This window comes from Klebsiella sp. V115_8 (genome assembly GCF_029967715.1).
Lineage (GTDB): Bacteria > Pseudomonadota > Gammaproteobacteria > Enterobacterales > Enterobacteriaceae > Klebsiella > Klebsiella quasipneumoniae.
In genome coordinates this window covers 34,136-52,948 of the sequence record NZ_JASCAR010000041.1, presented here as the reverse complement: position 1 = coordinate 52,948, position 18,813 = coordinate 34,136, and the positions used below count along the sequence as shown (strand labels likewise).

Below are 18,813 nucleotides of genomic sequence, written 5' to 3'. Positions count from 1 at the left end.
GTGGGTGCGCCATAAATGGCTGCCCATATATGGATAATCCTTTCCTGTGATAAACTCTGTGATTACTGAAAGCATCTCAAAACAACAAAGGAGTCGGGATGAATTCGCAATCCCAGGCCAAATCCCCCGAGCGCCTCCGCGCGATGGTCGCCGGGACGCTGGCCAATTTCCAGCACCCAACCCTGAAGCATAATCTCACCACCCTCAAGGCGCTGCACCATGTCGCCTGGCTGGACGATACCGTTCATATCGAGCTACAAATGCCGTTCGTCTGGAGCAGCGCCTTCGAAGCGCTCAAAGAGCAGTGCAGCGCTGAGCTGTTGCGCATCACTGGCGCGAAGGCCATCGACTGGAAGCTGACCCACTGCATCGCGACCCTCAAGCGCGTGAAAAACCAGCCCGGCATCAACGGCGTGAAGAACATTATCGCCATCAGCTCCGGGAAAGGCGGCGTCGGTAAATCCTCCACGGCGGTAAACCTGGCGCTGGCGCTCGCCGCGGAAGGGGCGAAGGTGGGCATTTTGGATGCCGATATCTACGGCCCGTCGATTCCGACCATGCTTGGCGCGGAAGACAGCCGCCCGACCTCGCCGGACGGTACCCATATGGCGCCGATCATGAAGTTCGGTCTGGCCACCAACTCCATCGGCTACCTGGTGACCGACGACAACGCCATGGTGTGGCGCGGGCCGATGGCCAGCAAGGCGCTGATGCAGATGCTGCAGGAGACCCTGTGGCCGGATCTCGACTACCTGGTGCTGGATATGCCGCCGGGCACTGGCGACATCCAGCTGACGCTGGCGCAGAACATTCCGGTCACCGGCGCGGTGGTAGTCACCACGCCGCAGGATATCGCGCTGATCGACGCCAAAAAAGGCATCGTGATGTTCGAAAAAGTGGAAGTGCCAGTGCTGGGGATCGTGGAAAACATGAGCATGCATATCTGCAGCAACTGCGGGCACCATGAGCCGATCTTCGGCACCGGCGGCGCGCAAAAACTGGCCGAGAAATACCATACCCAGCTGCTGGGCCAGCTGCCGCTGCATATTACGCTGCGGGAAGATCTCGATAACGGCACGCCGACGGTGGTGGCACGTCCGGAAAGCGAATTTACCGACATCTACCGCCAGCTGGCGGGTCGGGTGGCGGCCCAGATGTACTGGCAGGGAGAAGTGATCCCGGGTGAGATTGCCTTCCGCGCCGTTTAAGGCCGCGGCGAGCGCATCAGCCAGTATCCGCCCTCGGGCGAGGCGCCCTGTGCTTCGATGGTCCAGCCGTGACGCTGGTAGAAGCGCAGGGCGTTTTTATTTTCCATCAGGCACTTCAGCGTCCCGCTGGCGGTAAAGGTCTGTTCGACCTGCGCCAGCAGCGCGCTGCCGATATGTTTGCCCTGCCAGTCCGGGTCGACGAACAGATGGTGAAGAAAGTTATCGGCGGTCCATACGGCGGCAAAGCCCACCGGCAGGCCGTCGTATTCCGCGACCCATAGCTGTTCATCCGCGGTGGCGGCATCGAAATCTTCCAGCCGCCACGTCGTGGAGGGAAGCCAGGTCCACGACATACTGCGCGCCCGCAGAAAGAGCTGGCGCAGCGCCGGAGAGTCCGCTGGTTCGCCGGGGCGGATGCGGAGTTTGAGCGGATCAGCGATGATAGAAGATCTCGCCATCGTACACCTTGAGGATTTTGCCTTCGGTGTCGGTGATCAGCACGTAGTTACCGCCCATATAGGTCCAGTGGCTGCCGGCGTCCGGCGCGGGCAGATTACGCTGCTGCCACCCTTTGATGTTGTATTCGGGGGTGAGGTACATCGCCGGAACGGTGTCGCCAATGTGAAACTGGGTGAAGTCGGCGGTGAACTCTTTCAGCGCATACTGATCGATCCCCGCGGCAGAAGCCGTCCAGCTGGCGCCGGCGGTGGCAAGGAGTACGCCCAGAAGCATCATTTTTGTTTTACGCATAGTTTCCTCAATATTACCTGGACTCAAAATAGCAGCCTCGTATCATTCCTGATGCGTTGCTGAAATGGCAAGCACTGGATTTTTAAAAAGTGTAAGCAAAACACGGCGCAAGTCCTGCGCCGCTTGCGTTGCAGCGACGGTGATGCCTATTTTGGGAGCAATCTGAAGCAGGGGAGAATCGGCATGTTCAGGCTGGAAGATCTGACCTTATTTGTCCGCGCCGCGGCACTGGGCAGTTTTAGCGACGCCGCGCGCGAGGCGGGGCAGCAACCGGCGCAGGTGAGCGCGGCGATTAAGCGTCTGGAGACAATCCTCAATATTCGCCTGTTCGCCCGCTCGACCCGCAGCCTGCGCCTGACGCCGGAGGGGGAGACCTGGCTGCCGTATGCCACCCAGATGCTTGATACCCTCGAGGCCGGCCTGCAGAAGATCCAGACCCCGGACGATGAAATTCGCGGCATGCTGCAGATCGCCGTGCCGTCGGATCTCGGGCGTAACCTGCTCCTGACCCTGTTCCGCGACTTTCGGCAACGCCACCCGGCGCTGCGCCTGCGGCTGCTCTTTTCCGACCAGCTGACCGACGTGTTTAAAGATCCGGTGGACGTCGCGTTTCGCTATGGCAATAACGATGACGCCTCGTTTATTTCGCTGCCGGTGGCGCCGGAAAATCGTCGGGTGCTGGTGGCCTCTCCTGAGTGGATCGCCCGCCACGGCGAGCCGCAGACCCTTGAGGAGCTCGGCCAGCACAATGCGTTGATCTATATATTGCGCGGCCGCCCGTTCGACCGCTGGTCGCTGAGCCTCGACGGCGAAGTCCTGCAGCAGAAGGTCTCCGGCACGGTGATGAGCGACGACGCGGAGGTGATCCGCCGGCTGGCGGTGGCCGGGGAGGGCATTGCCTATAAATCGATGCTCGACGTCAGCGACGATCTGCGGGCGGGCCGCCTGCGGCGCCTGCTGCCGCGTTACCAGGGGGATGTGGTGCCGTTGAACCTGATTTGTCCGCACCGCAAACAGCTCTCTGCCGCGGTGCGTTTGTTATATGAAGAGGTGAAATCACATTGTGAAGGGCTTAATGTCTAACTAAGGTCGCGAAGTAGTAGACCAGCGGGACGGCCAGCACCCACAGGCCAATCGGGATTTCCCGCCACTTGCCGGCGATGGCCTTGATCACAATGTAAAACAGCAGCCCGCCGGCGATGCCGGTGCCGAAGCTGTTGGCGATGAGGGTGATCATCACCATCATCAGCACCGGCAGGCCGTCGGTGAAGTTGCCGAGATCCACTTTGCGCAGGCCGCTGAACATGTTCAGGCCGATCAGGATCAGCGCCGGGGCGGTGGCCTCCTTCGGGATCATCAGCGCCACCGGCGTGAACAGTAGCATCAGCAGGAACATCACCGCCGCCGACAGCGCGGTGAGGCCGGTTTTGCCGCCGGCTTCCGCCGCCGCCGAGGACTCAATCAGCGCCGTTGCCGCCGGAATACCTACCCACGGGCCGAGCGCCGCGGCAATCGAATCGACCATAAACGGGCGATTAATCTGCGGCATGTTGCCTTCTTCATCCAGCAGACCCGCCTCGCCGCCCACCGCCAGCGTCGTCCCCATGGTGGAGAAAAACTCAGAAGCGAAAAAGACGAACAGGAACGGCAGGAAGGCGATATTTAACGCCCCCAGCAGGTCAACCTCTCCCAGCACCGGGGCCAGCGAGTGGGGGACATCGATAAAATGCGTCGGCAGTTTCGTGACGCCGAACGGGATCCCCACCAGGGTAGCGCACAGAATGGCCCACAAAATGGCGCCCGGCACCTTACGCGCCTGCAGGGCTATCGCCAGGAACAGGCCGCACAGCGCCACCAGCGCGCCGGGGGCGAGGAAGTCGCCGAGCATCAGGGCGTTGGTTTTGGCATTGGCGAGCACCAGCCCGGCGTTGCGAAAGCCGAGGACGGCGACGAACAGGCCGATGGAGGCCGTCAGCCCCAGCTTGATCGACTGCGGCACCGAGCGGGTGACCACTTCACGCAGGCCAAAGCGGGTCAGCAGGAAGAAGAGAACCCCCGACCAGCAGGCGATCCCGAGGCCCGTCTGCCAGCCAATCCCCTCGCTACCGGCCAGCGTGACCCCCACCAGCACTGAGCCGCCAATGCCCGGGCCGACGATAAACGGCAGGTTGGCGTAAAACGCCATCAGCAGCGAGCCGACGACGAAGACCAGAATGGTGCCGGTGGTGGCGGCGCCTTTGTCCATTCCGCCTATCGCCAGCAGTCCCGGGATGACCACCAGTAAATAGGCGGCGGCGAGAAAACCGGTGATCCCGGCCAGGCATTCGCTGCGCAGCGTGCCGCCGCGCGAGCGCAGCGCAAAGCGGCGCTCCAGCCAGTTATCGCGGGCGGAAGAGTGAAGTGTGTTATCGGCCATGCTCAGGCTCCCTGAGGATTATTGTTGTGAGGCGTTGGCGCCGGGGTTTCCCGGCAGGCTATCAACGGGTCGACTATCTGGCGGCTGCCGCCGTCGGTCAGACCCAAATCGGTTAAATGCGGCCCGGCGTTACAGGCAAGACAGGTGCCTTCAATGGCCTTAAAGACCCGGTACGGCGGCTCCCAGTCGGCGATTTTGCTGCTCAGATCGCGCAGCTCGCGGAACTGACGCGCCAGCTCTGCCGCCGGGAGATCCGACAGCATGCCGGCAATCGGCATCGCCACATGGGCGAGGATCTCGCCCCGTTGCGCCAGCGCCATCCCGCCGCCGGAGGCGATAAGCTGGTTGGCCGCCTGCGCCATATCCTCAGCATTGCGCCCGAGCACCACCAGATTGTGTGAATCGTGGGAATAGCTGGTGGCGATGGCGCCGCGCAGCTCGCCCCAGCCTTCAAGCAGGGCGATTTGCGGCGTCGCCTGATGGCGGCCGTGGCGGTGCTTGACCCAGATCAGGCTGAAGCCGGCGGGCAGCTGGACCTGGCCGTCGCGGATCTGCACTTCGACCTCACCCCACTGGGTGAAGCGCGCGCCGCGGATATGGCGCAGGCGGGCAACGCCGTGGCGAATGCCCTTGATGCGCAGGATAAAGTCATCGGCGGCGAGGGGGGCTATCTGCAAGGTATCGCGCGGCGGCGTCACGCCCGGCGCGGGGGCGATCGGCTTCAGCAGGCGGCCGGCATGGGCCAGCCGTTCCCCACCAACGTAGACTTCGCGGGCCGCCAGTTTCTCCAGGGAATCAAACACCACCAGGTCGGCGCGTCGCCCGGCGGCAATCAGCCCGAGATCGTGGCGCTGCAGGCGAATAGCAGCGTTGAGGGTGGCGAAACGCAGCGCATCGACCGCCGGTAATCCATGCTCGATCAGCAGGTTGAGCAGGGCGATGATCCCGCCTTTCTCCAGCAGCATATCCGGCGGCACGTCGTCGGTGCAGACGGTGATCTGCGAAGAGAGGTGCGGCAGCGTTTTCAACGCCGCCACGATATCCGGCAGCAGGTAGGGGTGCGAGCCGCGGATCTCGATCGTCAGCCCGGCGCGCAGTTTTTCCAGCGCGTCGTCCGCCGAGGTCAGTTCATGATCGGAGGTGACGCCGGCGGCGAGGTAGGCCTGCAGGTCGGCGCCGCTCAGCCCGCGGGCGTGGCCTTCAATCAGTTTTCCGCTGTTGAGACCGGCCTGGACAATCTCCTGCATCCGCTCGCTGCCGTGCAGCACGCCGTGCATATCCATCACTTCCGCCACGCCGCGCACTTCCGGCCAGCCGAGCATGGTCTCCATTTCCGCGCCGGCGAAATCGGCGCCGGACATTTCGAGTCCGGGGGTGGAGGGCACGCTCGACGGCGCGGCGACCATCACCTGCAGCGGCAGGTGGCGGCTGGCGTCTACCGCGTAACGCACGCCCTCGACGCCGAGCACGTTGGCCAGCTCATGCGGATCCCAGAACACCGCGGTGGTGCCCTGGGTGAGGACGATTTCGGCGTAGCGCTCGGGCGGCAGGTGGGAGCTTTCGAGGTGCACGTGGGTGTCCATCAGGCCGGGCGACAGGTAGCCGCCGGACAGGGAACGCACTTCATGGGCGTCGACGCGGCTGCCGCGCGGGTGGACGCTGGCGATCATCTCGCCGACGATACCGACGTCAGCCGGGCGGATTTCGCCCGTGGCCATATCGACGATCTGCGCATCGACCAACAGCAGATCAAACGGGGATTCGCCGCGCGCGGCCTGCACGGCGCGACGGCGGACTTGAGCATTGCTGGACATAACCACTCCGGCACAAGGATAATGCGGATACTCTAGGGGCACAGCAAACGTTTGCCCAGATGAATAAATTTATCACCCGATAAGCTCGGGTTATTGTGCAGGACCACCGTAGCGAACCCGATGATGAACGAACCCTGGCAGCGGCTGCCCGCGCTCTCTCTTAAACAGCTTCAGTATTTCGTCACCCTGGCCCAGCTGCGCCATTTTACCGATACCGCCAGTCGTCTGGCGATTAGCCAGCCGGCGCTGAGCAGCGCTCTGCGGCAGATTGAAACGGTGCTCGGCGGCAAGCTGGTCAACCGCACCGCTTCGGCGGTCACCCTGACTGAACTGGGGGCGGCGATTTTACCCCACGCCCAGCGGATCCTCTGCGTGGCGCAGGCGGCCTTTTTCGATATGCAGCAGATCGTCGAGGCGGGCGGCGACGGGACGGTGCGCATCGGCCTGGTGCCGTCGGTCAGTTCGCTGCTGTTTCCGCTGCTGCCGCAGACCCTGGCCCAGGCCTTTCCCCGCCTGCGTATTGAATTTCACGATCAGACTAACGATGCGCTCATCCAGGCGCTGTTGCGCGGCGAGATTGATTTCGGCATCGGGGCGATCGACAGCTCACTGCCCGCAGAACTGCTGGTCTATCCGCTGCGCGACGATCCCTTCGTGGCGGTGCTGCACCGCGACGATCCGCTGGCCGCGCAGGCGCATCTGCCGTGGAAACAGCTGGTGGGGCGGGACATTGCCGTCTTCTCGAAGGGCAATATTCAGCGGCTGGTGGCGGCATTAGTGGAGAGCCATCGCCTGACGCTGACCACCCGCTACCAGGTGGACTATATCGAAACCCTGTATGGCCTGGTGCGCTCGCGCTTAGCGGTGGCGATACTGCCGGAGCTGTACACCACCCATCTGCAGGACCCGGCGCTCAAGGTCGCCCAGCTGCAGCAGCCGGCGTTGACCCGCACGGTGGCCCTGATGCGCGGGCCGCAGGCGCTGCCGCCGCTTATCGAAGACTGTTTTTCCCTGCTGCAGGCCGCCTTGCGCTAGGGCAGGTGCTTGATCAGCACGTCTATGGTCAAGTGGTTGATGTACTCCAGCGAGTGTGAGGAGAGGACGCCCAGCAGCCGGTTATGGTGTCCGGCAATAATTAAATCGATCTGCCGCTGTCGAACGCAGGTTTCGACATCTTCAAAGCGGCGGGTGGTCACCAGCGAGAGGGTATCCACCGGCAGGGAGACGGTGCAGGTCAGCTCGTTGAGCAGGGCTTTGGCCTGGATCACCTCCTGCGAGACCTGATCGTCGCGCAGGCTGTCGGAAACATAGTTCAGCGCCCGGTAGTCGGTGCTGATGTGGGCGATAGTGATGCGCATGCCGTTCTCTTCCGCCATTCTGGCGGCATGCTCGAGCAGCGGGACGCCGTCCTGACTGCTGTTAATCAGTACCAGCGCATGGTGATAAAGCGCCATAAATACCTCCGCGCAAAAAAGTTGTCCTCAGCGTATTTTGAGCCGCGGGCGGGGGGATGGCAAACCCTCGGCGCGTTTGCCTGAAGATAAAGTTCCCCCGCGGCCTGACGGGCGGCGGGGGAGCGTGGGGCGCGTTGCGCTTACGGGGTGACGATGTTGAACCAGAAGGCAAAGGTGTCCATGTAGCTCAGCATTTCGTCGAGCTTAGCGCCATTGCCGCTAATGTTAACCTCGCCGTTAGCCTGAGCCTGCTTCAGCGTCTCCTGTTTCAGGATGATCTTATTCAGGGTGTCGCGGCTGAGCGAGATGCTGGCGTCTGCGTTGTCGGCTACCGCATTGGCGGTATGGTTAAGCACGCCGTTTTCCAGCTCCAGTTTGTACTTGCCGCCGTCTTTACCGAGGTCGATGTTAAAGACCGCTTTAGCCGCCCCGGCTTTTTCGCCGTTGATATGCACCCCGAGATAATCGAAGAACATTTCCGGCGTCATCGCCCGCACGGTATCCGGGCTGGCGGTGTTCGGCGTCGGCAGTTTCTGCACGCCGTTACGCAGCTCCTGAGCGCCGGTGAGGTAGAAGTTGCGCCAGGTCCCGGCTTCCGCCTGATACCCGAGCTGCTCCAGGGCGTCGGCTTCCAGATGACGCGCCTGCTGATTGTTCGGATCGGCGAAGACGATTTTGCTGGTCACCTGCGCCACCCAGCGGTAGTTCCCCTGCTGGTAGTCGGCTTTGGCTTTCTGCATGATGGCATCGGCGCCGCCCATATATTCCACGAACTTCTTCGCCGCCTGCTCTGGTGGCAGCTCGTCGAGGGTGGCCGGGTTGCCGTCGAACCAGCCGAGGTAGAAGACGTAGGTCGCTTTCACATCGTGGCTGACGGAACCGTAGTAGCCGCGGCTGGACCACTGTTTCTCAAGGGACTCCGGCAGCTTGAAGTTGGCGGCGATCTCATCGCGGGTCATGCCCAAATTTGCCATCCGCAGAGTCTGGTCGTTGATATAGCGATACATATCGCGCTGACCTTTCATCAGCTTAACGATATTGTCGTTGCCCCAGGTCGGCCAGTGGTGCTGCGCGATAATCACTTCCGCATCGTTGCCCCAGCGGTCGATGGCGGCGTTGATGTATTTCGACCACGCCAGCGGATCGCGGATTTTGGCGCCGCGCAGCGAGTAGGTGTTGTGCAGGGTATGGGTGACATCCTCTGCCGCCTCGATCATTTTCTTCTCTTTGACATACCACAGCATCTCAGACGGCGCTTCCGAGCCCGGCGCCATCATAAAGTCATAGGTCAGGCCGTCGATCACTTCCTGCTGACCGGTATGGGTAATGTAGTTGGTCGGCGGGATCAGCGTGACGGTACCCGCCGAGGTGGTGGTGCCGAGACCGGCGCCAACCTGACCTTTGGCGTCCGGCTTCAGCAGGTTGCCATACATATAGCTGGCGCGGCGGCTCATCGCGGTACCGGCCATGATATTTTCGGAAACCGCTTCTTTCATAAAGCCGTCCGGGGCGTAAATCTTCACTTTTCCGGCTTTGACATCGGCTTCATCCACCACCCCGCGGATACCGCCGTAGTGGTCCACATGGCTGTGGGTAAACAGCACCGCCACCACCGGTTTTTTCGGCCGGTGGGCAAAATAGAGCGCCAGAGCCTCTTTAGCCGGTTCGGCGCTTAGCAGCGGGTCGATGATGGTGATCCCGGTTTTGCCTTCAATAATGGTCATATTGGAAAGATCGAGATTACGGATCTGGTAAACGCCGTCGGTGACTTTGAACAGACCGCCGATATTAAGCAGCTGCGACTGTCGCCACAGGCTGGGATTGACGGTGTCCGGCGCCTTTTCGCCCTCTTTGACGAAATTATATTTGGCCGGATCCCAGATAATATTTCCCTGGTCACCTTTGAGCATCGCCGGCGGCAGGGGCGCGATAAATCCCTGATGGGCGTTGTTAAAGTCGGTTTTATCCGCAAACGGCAGTTTACGGTATAGCGCCTGGTTCGCCTCCCGCGTGGCCGGTGTGGCATCCTGTTGTTGCGCGGCGGCAAAGGCGGTTACCGACAAAGACGATAACATTCCGGCCAGCGCCAGATTTTTGGCTATCTGATTTAATTTCATCACTACCTCTCAGGTAATTTATTATGCGGAAATAAAAAATATCTCCCGCTTAAAAAGTGAATGGCTTGTCGTTTATTCTAAAGACTAATATTCCGCTGAATAGTCCCATATGGGACTGGCGCGGCGCCGCTAAAGGATCTCCTCGTCTTTAGCAGGCGAGGACTGCTATACTGTCGCTAACGGCGCAGGCGAGGGCAGAGAATGAATTTCCAGGAAATACATAGTTATTATAAGACGTTAGCCATAGCCGACTTTTTTGCCGATATCCTCGTGGAAGGTGAAGAGGTTATTCTCGCCGCCAATAAAAAATGGTGCCCGCAACCGGGGTATATTTATTTTTGTACCGAGGGTTCGCTATCCATATTAATGCCGGATGATGGGTTGAATATCGGAAATACTATTGAGCATATGCCGATTGGCCTGATGGAGCGGTATTGCCCGCTGGCGAAATTTGAATATACCGGAAGCGCAACCGTGACGCTGCGTAAAATTTCCTACGCCACTTTTGATCGCCTTTTTATTGCTACCCACCCGCAGCGCGTTGAGGCGCTGGCGAAGGTGTTGGTGTTCATGAGTATCTTTACCATCGACCTGCACAATGAACGTCGCCAGGTCACCAGCTACCAGACGATTCGTCCGATGCTGTATCGCTATTTGTATCGGCAGCATACGCATGAGGGTGAAAACGAGGGTCTGGCGTTATTTATCATCCGGCGTACCAATCTTTCGCGCACTCATGTGTTTCGCGTGCTGGCGGACTTAAAGGCGGGGGGATATATCACGATGAAACGTGGCAAACTGATCTCTATCGATCGACCGCTGCCTGCGGAGTACTGACCGGGCAGGAGAGGGTAACAAGGCGGGATCACCGCCTTGTTACCAGGATAGCCGTCAGCGAATCATTACGGCGTCACGATGTTAAACCAGAAGTCAAACGGGTCCATATAGCCCAACATTTCATCGAGTTTAGCCCCGTTACCGCTGATTTTAACTTCCCCCTTATCTTCCGCCTGCTTCAGGGTCTCTTCTTTGAGAATGATTTTATTCAGGGTAGCGCGATCCAGCGTCAGGGTGGCATCCGCCTCTTTGGCTTGCGCATTGGCGGTGTGGTTCAGCACACCGTTTTCCAGTTCCAGTTTATATTTACCGCCGTCATTGCCCAGATCGATATTGAAGACCGACTTCGCATTGCCCGCTTTTTCGCCATTGATATGGACCGCCAGATAATCAAAGAACATTTCCGGGGTCATGGCGCGGACGGTGTCCGGGCTGGCGGTGTTCGGGGTCGGACCTTTCACCACGCCGTTGCGCAGTTCCTGGGCGCCGGTAAGGTAGAAATTACGCCACGGGCCGGACTCCGCCTGATAGCCTAATTGCTCCAGGGCATCGGCTTCCAGATGACGCGCCTGCTGGTTGTTAGGGTCGGCGAAGACGACTTTGCTCACCACCTGGGCAACCCAGCGGTAGTTACCCTGGTCGTAATCCTCTTTCGCTTTCTTCAGGATGGCATCCGCGCCGCCCATGTACTCGACGAACTTCTTCGCCGCTTCTTCCGGCGGCAGTTCGTCAAGGGTGGCCGGGTTGCCGTCGAACCAGCCGAGATACAGCACGTAGGTGGCCTTCACATCGTGGCTGACCGAGCCGTAGTAGCCGCGGTTAGCCCAGGTATTGGCGAGGCCGTCCGGCAGCTTAAAGTTAGCGGCGATTTCATCGCGGGTCAGGCCTTCGTTAGCCATCCGCAGGGTCTGGTCGTTGATGTAACGATACAGGTCACGCTGACTCTTCAGCAGGTTAACCACGTTCTCGTTGCCCCAGGTCGGCCAGTGGTGCTGGGCCATTATGATCTCAGCCTTATCGCCCCAGCGAACGATCGCCTGGTTGATATATTTCGACCACGGCAGCGGCTCACGGATCTTCGCCCCGCGCAGCGAGTAGGTGTTATGCAGGGTGTGGGTGACATCCTCTGCGGATTCGATCAATTTCTTCTCTTCGATATACCACAGCATTTCTGACGGCGCTTCGGAGCCTGGCGCCAGCATGAAGTCATAGGTCAGGCCGTCGATCACCTCTTTCTGGCCATCCTTATCAATGATGTTGGTTGGCGCAATCAGGGTGACGGTGCCTGCCGAGGTGGTAGTCCCCAGGCCCGCGCCCACCTGGCCTTTAGCGTCCGGCTTCAGCAGGTTGCCGTACATATAGCTGGCGCGGCGGCTCATGACGTTCCCGGCCATGATATTTTCTGCCACCGCCGCTTCCATAAAGCCAGACGGCGCGTAGATTTTTACTTTACCCGCTTTGACGTCGGCTTCATCCACCACGCCGCGCACGCCGCCGTAGTGGTCAACGTGGCTGTGGGTGTAGATCACCGCGACGACCGGTTTTTTACCCCGGTTTTTATAGTAGAGATCCATGCCGACTTTGGCGGTTTCAGCTGAGACCAGCGGGTCTACGACGGTGATCCCCTCTTTACCCTCAATGATTGTCATATTGGAGAGATCGAGGTTGCGGATCTGGTAGACCCCGTCGGTGACTTCAAACAGGCCGCTGATGTTGATCAGTTGCGACTGTCGCCACAGGCTCGGGTTTACGGTTTCGGGCGCTTTTTCCCCTTCTTTAATGAAGGCGTACTGGCCCGGATCCCAGATGACATTGCCCTGTTCGCCTTTGATGACCTCTGGCGGCAGGGCGGCAATAAAGCCTTTATGCGCATTGGTGAAATCGGTGTTATCGGAGAAGGGGAGTTGGTTGTAGAGGGCATCGTTCGCTTTTTTGGTCGCTTCGGTTGCCTCTTTGGCTGATGTATCTGCCCAGGCTGCGAAAGCGAGACTACTTAACATGCCCGCTAACGCTAACCCTTTCACAATCGGGGTTAATTTCATTGCAATCCTCATTTATTGCATGGTTCGTTCGGTTTTACCGATTTAACGCAGGTGACTGTTTGTTACAGATTTTTTAAATATAACTACACATTTACATTCATCCAGTTTTGCTTGCAAAAAACACATTTTTAATCAGAAATTACGCCTTTTGTATTAGCTGGCGAACGGGGAAAAAAAGCCGGTCAGCTTGTGTTACACCGCCACATTTCGTACCCTGCTTCAGGAAAATGTTGTACCACTTTTATGACTCGGGGTGCCCTTCTTAAATGAAGGCTGAGAAATACCCGTACCACCTGATCTGGATAATGCCAGCGTAGGGAAGTCAGAGACCGCAGGGTCATTGCTTCTACCTCGTCTGGCGGGAGCAAACCATGCCTGAGCTGTTGAATCCCGCGCCTGTCGCGCACCTGCGCCATCTGCTGCGCGCTCATTCCCCCCTTGTGCACTGCATGACCAATGACGTGGTGCAGACCTTTACCGCCAATGTTCTGCTGGCCGTCGGCGCCTCGCCGGCGATGGTGATCGATCCCCGCGAAGCGGCGCAGTTCGCCGCCATCGCTGATGCGCTGTTAATCAACGTCGGCACCCTGACCGAAGATCGCGCAGTGGCTATGCGTGCCGCAGTGGAGCAGGCCCGCCAGGCCGGCAAGCCCTGGACGCTGGATCCGGTGGCGGTCGGCGCCCTGACCGTGCGCACGGCCTTTTGTCACGCGCTGCTGGCCTTCCAGCCGGCGGCCATTCGCGGGAATGCCTCCGAAATTCTGGCGCTGGCCGGGATGAGCGCCGGCGGGCGCGGGGTGGATACCACCGATACGGCCGCCGCGGCGCTGCCGGCGGCCCAGGCGCTGGCTCGTCAGTTGACCACCGTCGTGGCGGTCACCGGTGAGGTGGATTACGTCACCGACGGCGAGCGGGTGCTCAGCGTGGCGGGCGGCAGTGCGCTGATGACCCGGGTGGTGGGCACCGGCTGCGCGCTGTCGGCGGTGGTGGCGGCGAGCGCGGCGCTGCCGGGAGACCGGCTGGAAAACGTGGCCGCCGCCTGCGGGCTCATGAAGCAGGCCGGGGAAATCGCTGCCCGTCACGGGGGGCCCGGGAGCTTTGTTCCGGCGTTTCTCGACGCGCTGTATCAGGAGGTGCGCGCATGAAACGCATCAATGCTCTGACCATCGCCGGCACCGATCCCAGCGGCGGGGCCGGTATCCAGGCCGATCTGAAAACCTTCTCCGCGCTGGGAGCCTACGGCTGCTCGGCGATCACCGCCCTGGTGGCGCAGAATACCCGCGGCGTGCAGTCGGTCTATCGTATTGAACCGGACTTTGTGGCGGCGCAGCTTGATTCGGTGTTCAGCGATGTGCGCATCGATACCACCAAAATCGGCATGCTGGCGGAAACCGATATTGTGGAAGCCGTGGCCGAGCGGCTGGCGCGCTACCGGGTGGCCAACGTGGTGCTGGATACCGTCATGCTGGCGAAAAGCGGCGATCCGCTGCTGTCGGCCTCGGCGGTGGAGACCCTGCGTCAACGATTGTTGCCGCAGGTGTCGCTGATCACCCCGAACCTGCCGGAAGCGGCCGCCCTGCTTGATGCACCCCATGCGCGCAACGAGCGCGAAATGCTGGAGCAGGGGCGGGCGCTGCTGGCGCTGGGCTGCGGCGCGGTATTGATGAAGGGCGGTCATCTCGACGATGCCGAGAGCCCGGACTGGCTCTTCACCCGCGAAGGGGAACAGCGATTTACCGCGCCGCGAGTACAGACCAAAAACACGCACGGCACCGGCTGCACGCTCTCGGCGGCGCTGGCGGCGCTGCGTCCGCGTCACGCCGACTGGGCGGCCACCGTTACCGAGGCCAAGGCCTGGCTGTCGGCGGCCCTGGCGCAGGCCGACTCCCTGGAGGTGGGCCACGGCATCGGGCCGGTGCACCATTTCCATGCCTGGTGGTAAATGGCAGCGTAACGGGACAGCAGAATCTCCTGAAAAAATGCCCTCCCGGCTGGAAAATAGGCTAAGTCGGTACCAGGCTTAACCTGCCCAAAATAATTGGGTTGGGATAATGCATGCCGGCTCCGGCCGGCCTTACGGGAGATTGCTATGACTGATATTACGCAGTTGCTGGGCAAAGATGCCGAGAGCCTTTTGCAGCACCGTTGTATAACCATTCCGGCCGACCAGCTGTATCTGCCTGGCGCAGATTATGTTGATCGGGTGATGGTGGATAACAACCGGCCGCCGGCGGTGCTACGCAATATGCAAACCCTGTACAACACCGGACGACTGGGGGGGACCGGCTACCTGTCCATTCTGCCGGTCGACCAGGGCGTGGAGCACTCGGCGGGGGCCTCCTTCGCCGCCAACCCGCTGTACTTTGATCCGAAGAATATCGTCGAGCTGGCGATCGAAGCCGGCTGTAACTGCGTGGCGTCGACCTACGGCGTGCTGGCCTCGGTGTCGCGCCGTTACGCGCATCGCATTCCTTTCCTGGTGAAGCTCAACCATAACGAAACGCTGAGCTACCCCACCGAGTACGACCAGACCCTCTACGCCAGCGTTGAGCAGGCGTTCAATATGGGGGCGGTGGCCGTGGGCGCGACGATCTATTTCGGCTCGGAACAATCGCGTCGTCAGATAGAAGAGATCTCTGCGGCCTTTGAGCGGGCCCATGAGCTGGGCCTGGTCACCGTGCTATGGGCCTATCTGCGCAATTCGGCATTCAAGAAAGACGGTGTCGACTACCATGTTTCCGCTGACCTGACCGGTCAGGCCAACCACCTGGCGGCCACCATCGGCGCCGATATCGTCAAGCAAAAGATGGCGGAGAATAACGGCGGCTACAAAGCGGTTAACTTCGGTTATACCGACGACCGGGTGTACAGCAAACTGACCAGCGATAACCCCATCGATCTGGTGCGCTACCAGCTGGCCAACTGCTACATGGGCCGCGCCGGGCTGATTAACTCCGGCGGCGCGGCGGGCGGGGAGACCGACCTTGCCGACGCGGTGCGCACGGCGGTGATCAATAAACGCGCCGGCGGCATGGGGCTGATCCTTGGCCGCAAAGCGTTTAAGAAATCGATGGCCGACGGCGTGAAGCTGATCAATGCCGTGCAGGATGTCTATCTGGACGGCAAAGTGACTATCGCCTAAGGCGAAAATCCGGGCGTCACCGCCCGGATTGCTCGTTGTTCATAGCAGATGTCGGGTTTATTAAGACTCCGCCGCGTTGGCGGTAAACGGTTTCGCACTCTGAGCGCGGGTAATGCCAGGCTGTTCAACGCGGATTAACGGGCACAGGAAGAAGGCCAGAATATATAAGGCGGTATAGGCAATCACCACCCCGATGGTGCTGAAATAGGGCAGCAGCACCACGGCGATCGCCGGCGCCAGAAAGTTCGACAGCCCGGCAGACAGGTTATAGACCGAAATCGCCGCGCCTTTATGGTTCGGCTCCAGCGCCGGGAACACCGCCGCCATCGGCACGAACGCGGCGACGAAAATACCCAGGGCAATAGCCGGCACCAGCGCCATCGCAAAGCTGTGGCCAAAGTGCTGAGGGATGTAGTAAAACGCCAGGCTGGAAAGCGCCATCCCGATGCAGCCGAACCAGCGAATCACCTTCATCCAGCCCATTTTCTCCGCCACGATCCCCCAGAAAACGTTCGAAAAGATGGTGGTAAAGAAGAAGGCCGCCCACACCTGGAGCCACTCCGAGGTGGTAAAGCCCAGCTCATCAACGAACATCATCGGCATAATCACCGCAAAACCAAACAGCGACAGGGTGTTAATAATGCGCACGATGCTGGAGAACAGGATGCTGCGGTTGGTATAGATCAGCGTCGCGGCGCGCCCCAGTTCGGCGAGTTTTTCGCGAGTGGTCAGGTTCTGCATATGGCGCGGCGTTTCGGTATGACGCATCGACACCAGCGCAATGATGCCGCCGGCGGCACAGAAGACCAGCGCCAGCCACAGGGTGCCCATTTCGCCAATGTGGGGAATGGTGAAGCTCGGAATATAGCTGCCGAACACGCCGATACCCACGGAGTAGACCGCCCAGAACCAGCCCAGCGCAGAGCTGGAACTGTCGCTGCGAACGTTGTGGATAATGGCGACGATAAATGAGTAGAGGAACAGCGGGTAGGCCAGGCCGCGAATGCCATAAAACAGCAGGATCAGCGCATAGTTGGCGCGACCGAGGCCGAATACGAGGAACAGCACGTGGAATACACACCACAGCACGAAGCCGATCATCATGGCCTTGCGCGGGGTGATGATTTCCGCCACCACGCCGGAAATCCACGCCGAGAGGGCGGCGGCCAGACCGTAAAGCGTAAAGGCAAAGGAAGCCTGCGCCGGGGTGAATCCGAGTGTTTTGATGTAGTGCGACAGAAAAGCCAGCTCAAAGCCGTCGCCGGTCATAAACACGGCGATGGCGACATATCCCCAGATGAGGTTGAGCGGTAGACCATACCACTGTTTGTTATTAACGGACATGTTGACCTCGATTTCAGAGTGCAGATGAGTGTCTCCGCTGCACAGCAGCGGAGCATTATTGTTATTAAAAAAAGAGGGATGTTATTCGCGAATCAGCCTGCCGGCCTGTTGTAGCGCCTTATAGGCCTCATATCTGCGCTGATGTAGCGAGCTAAACGCAGTCTCGCTGTGATAGGTGGCATCCACCTGAGTGAATTGCTTCATGGCCTCCGGCAGCGAAGCCGCGACTCTGCCCGCCACCGCGCCGAGGATGGCGGAGCCTAACAGCACCGGCTCGCTGCTGAAGGTGCTCACGACGCTAACGCCGCAGGCGTCGGCCAGCAGCTGACGCACCAGCGGATGCTGTCCGGCCCCGCCGCTGATGACGATATTTTCACTCTCAATCCCGCAGGAGCGCTGGGCGTCGAGGATCTGTCGCAGGCCATAGCCAATCCCGCATAATCCGGCAACGTATAGCGCGGTCAGGTTATCCAGGTCCCGCTCCATCCCCAGCCCGGCAATCAGCGCTTTCGCGTGTGGGTCGGCAAGCGGCGCGCGGTTACCGAGAAATTCGGGCACCACGTGCAGACCGGCGGCCAGCGTTACCGCCTCAGAAGGCGAAGCCGTCTGCGCCAGTACGCGATCCGCCAGCCAGACCGGCAGAGGGACGCCCGCCGCTTTCGCCTCCTCGCGAGCCGCCGCCGCCGCCGGATGGAAGCTCAGCAGCTGGTCGATAGCCGCGCCAGCGGCGCTTTGTCCGCCTTCAATCAGCCAGTAGCCAGGCACCATCGCCGAATAGTATGGGCCCCAGACGCCGGGGACGAACACCGCTTCCTCAGTGGTGGTCATGGTGCAGGAGGAGGTGCCGAAGACGTAGGCCATATTGTTGACCGCGCCGTTAAGTACCCCGACGGTGCCGATGCCGCCCGCGTGGGCGTCAATCATCCCCACCGCCACCGGCGTACCGATCGGCAGTCCCATCTCCTCTGCCGCCGTGGCGCAAAGACCGTCGCCGCAGGGGGTTCCAGGTTCGACAATCCGTTGGCCGATGCGGACAAAATCTTCATCCGCCAGCTCTTCGAGGCCAATCTGGCGGAAGTAGCCGGCATCCCAGCGTTGTTCATGCGCCAGGTAGGTCCATTTACAGGTCACAGTGCAGACCGAGCGGGCTTCATCGCCGGTTGAGCGCCAGGTAAGGTAATCAGCGAGGTCGAAGAAGTGGCGCGCCTGCTGATAGATGTGCGGGCGATTCTCCTTCAACCACAGAATTTTCGGCGTTTCCATCTCCGGCGAAATTTTGCCGCCAACGTACTGCAGCACCGGGTGGCCCGTCGCGTTGATCTTTTCCGCCTGCCCGGTGGCGCGATGATCCATCCAGACGATAATGTTGCGGTCCGGATCGTCGGAAGGCCCGACCGCCAGCGGCGCGTCGTTATCGCCAATCACCACCAGCGAACAGGTGGCATCGAAGCCGATCCCGGCGATCGATGACGGCGGGACGCCGGCGCTGGCCACGGCGGTTTTAATGCAGTAGCACACCGCCTGCCAGATCTCACGGCTCGACTGCTCCACCCTGTTTCCGGCGCTGCGAAAGAGGGTAATTTCCCGGGTCGCGTGGGCGAGAAGCTCGCCACGCAGATTGAATACCCCGGCGCGCACACTGCCCGAACCGACATCCACACCAATAATGTTTTGCGTATCGTTTTGCAT

16 protein-coding genes and 1 riboswitch are annotated in these 18,813 nt (G+C 60.4%); of the genes, 7 read left to right on the top strand and 9 right to left on the bottom strand.

The genetic code is table 11. The features are described from left to right. The first annotated feature begins 98 nt into the window (after positions 1–98). Positions 99–1,208, top strand: a complete 1,110-nt coding sequence (gene apbC, locus QLG03_RS18915; RefSeq protein ID WP_117136920.1) for an iron-sulfur cluster carrier protein ApbC — start codon at positions 99–101, stop codon at positions 1,206–1,208. Here apbC and QLG03_RS18910 read toward each other — a convergent pair. Together QLG03_RS18910 and QLG03_RS18905 are read right to left on the bottom strand one after the other, a co-directional pair. After that, complete coding sequence (locus QLG03_RS18910) at positions 1,205–1,666, bottom strand: GNAT family N-acetyltransferase (protein WP_072420671.1); 462 nt, start codon at positions 1,664–1,666, stop codon at positions 1,205–1,207. The two genes, apbC and QLG03_RS18910, sit on opposite strands and share 4 nt — an antisense overlap. Then, entirely contained in the window at positions 1,641–1,958 is a 318-nt protein-coding gene (locus tag QLG03_RS18905; protein WP_004201590.1) for an RcnB family protein, read from the bottom strand. Before QLG03_RS18905 ends, QLG03_RS18910 begins: the two co-directional genes overlap by 26 nt. Before the next feature lie 183 nt (positions 1,959–2,141). Here QLG03_RS18905 and QLG03_RS18900 point away from each other — a divergent pair, with 183 nt between their 5' ends. Further along, entirely contained in the window at positions 2,142–3,041 is a 900-nt protein-coding gene (locus QLG03_RS18900) for a LysR family transcriptional regulator (RefSeq protein WP_032453496.1), read from the top strand. Here the strand turns inward: QLG03_RS18900 and QLG03_RS18895 are convergent. Together QLG03_RS18895 and QLG03_RS18890 are read right to left on the bottom strand one after the other, a co-directional pair. Beyond that, positions 3,031–4,374: an NCS2 family permease gene (locus QLG03_RS18895; RefSeq protein ID WP_023290415.1), complete on the bottom strand. Its 1,344-nt coding sequence runs from the start codon at positions 4,372–4,374 to the stop codon at positions 3,031–3,033. The genes QLG03_RS18900 and QLG03_RS18895 overlap by 11 nt on opposite strands. Positions 4,375–4,376: 2 nt before the next feature. Next, entirely contained in the window at positions 4,377–6,188 is a 1,812-nt protein-coding gene (locus tag QLG03_RS18890; RefSeq protein WP_101862026.1) for an adenine deaminase C-terminal domain-containing protein, read from the bottom strand. Between the two features lie 120 nt (positions 6,189–6,308). Here QLG03_RS18890 and QLG03_RS18885 point away from each other — a divergent pair, with 120 nt between their 5' ends. Next, positions 6,309–7,223, top strand: a complete 915-nt coding sequence (locus tag QLG03_RS18885) for a LysR family transcriptional regulator (RefSeq protein ID WP_255989079.1) — start codon at positions 6,309–6,311, stop codon at positions 7,221–7,223. Here the strand turns inward: QLG03_RS18885 and QLG03_RS18880 are convergent. Together QLG03_RS18880 and QLG03_RS18875 are read right to left on the bottom strand one after the other, a co-directional pair. Further along, positions 7,220–7,642 (bottom strand): universal stress protein, encoded by a 423-nt coding sequence (locus tag QLG03_RS18880; RefSeq protein ID WP_255989080.1) that lies wholly within the window; start codon positions 7,640–7,642, stop codon positions 7,220–7,222. The two genes, QLG03_RS18885 and QLG03_RS18880, sit on opposite strands and share 4 nt — an antisense overlap. A gap of 140 nt (positions 7,643–7,782) precedes the next feature. Beyond that, the gene (locus tag QLG03_RS18875) at positions 7,783–9,759 is read right to left on the bottom strand and encodes an alkyl sulfatase dimerization domain-containing protein (RefSeq protein ID WP_023290411.1); all 1,977 of its coding nucleotides are present in this window, start codon (positions 9,757–9,759) and stop codon (positions 7,783–7,785) included. Positions 9,760–9,960: 201 nt separating this feature from the next. Between QLG03_RS18875 and QLG03_RS18870 the strand changes: the two genes are divergently transcribed. Further along, the gene (locus QLG03_RS18870) at positions 9,961–10,596 is read left to right on the top strand and encodes a helix-turn-helix domain-containing protein (protein ID WP_087827396.1); all 636 of its coding nucleotides are present in this window, start codon (positions 9,961–9,963) and stop codon (positions 10,594–10,596) included. A gap of 65 nt (positions 10,597–10,661) precedes the next feature. On the opposite strand, the gene QLG03_RS18865 is transcribed toward QLG03_RS18870, so the two are convergent. Further along, positions 10,662–12,638 carry an alkyl sulfatase dimerization domain-containing protein gene (locus QLG03_RS18865; protein WP_023290409.1) on the bottom strand — a complete coding sequence of 659 codons (1,977 nt, stop codon included), beginning with the start codon at positions 12,636–12,638 and terminating at the stop codon, positions 10,662–10,664. A 239-nt stretch (positions 12,639–12,877) separates the two neighbouring features. Next, a riboswitch (TPP riboswitch) is annotated at positions 12,878–12,975 on the top strand. 34 nt (positions 12,976–13,009) lie between these two features. On the opposite strand from QLG03_RS18865, the gene thiM reads away from it, so the two are divergent. The 3 genes from thiM (at position 13,010) to fbaB (ending at position 15,780) form a co-directional block, all read left to right on the top strand. Next, complete coding sequence (gene thiM / locus QLG03_RS18860; protein WP_023290408.1) at positions 13,010–13,783, top strand: hydroxyethylthiazole kinase; 774 nt, start codon at positions 13,010–13,012, stop codon at positions 13,781–13,783. Next, positions 13,780–14,580: a bifunctional hydroxymethylpyrimidine kinase/phosphomethylpyrimidine kinase gene (gene thiD / locus QLG03_RS18855; protein WP_009307429.1), complete on the top strand. Its 801-nt coding sequence runs from the start codon at positions 13,780–13,782 to the stop codon at positions 14,578–14,580. Before thiM ends, thiD begins: the two co-directional genes overlap by 4 nt. A 147-nt stretch (positions 14,581–14,727) precedes the next feature. Continuing rightward, positions 14,728–15,780 (top strand): class I fructose-bisphosphate aldolase, encoded by a 1,053-nt coding sequence (gene fbaB / locus QLG03_RS18850; RefSeq protein ID WP_004201578.1) that lies wholly within the window; start codon positions 14,728–14,730, stop codon positions 15,778–15,780. Between the two features lie 60 nt (positions 15,781–15,840). Here fbaB and QLG03_RS18845 read toward each other — a convergent pair whose 3' ends face one another. Continuing rightward, positions 15,841–17,124 (bottom strand): RbtT/DalT/CsbX family MFS transporter, encoded by a 1,284-nt coding sequence (locus tag QLG03_RS18845; protein ID WP_032453488.1) that lies wholly within the window; start codon positions 17,122–17,124, stop codon positions 15,841–15,843. Between the two features lie 81 nt (positions 17,125–17,205). Then, a complete protein-coding gene (locus QLG03_RS18840; RefSeq protein WP_255989082.1) occupies positions 17,206–18,813 on the bottom strand; it encodes an FGGY-family carbohydrate kinase in 1,608 nt (535 codons plus the stop codon).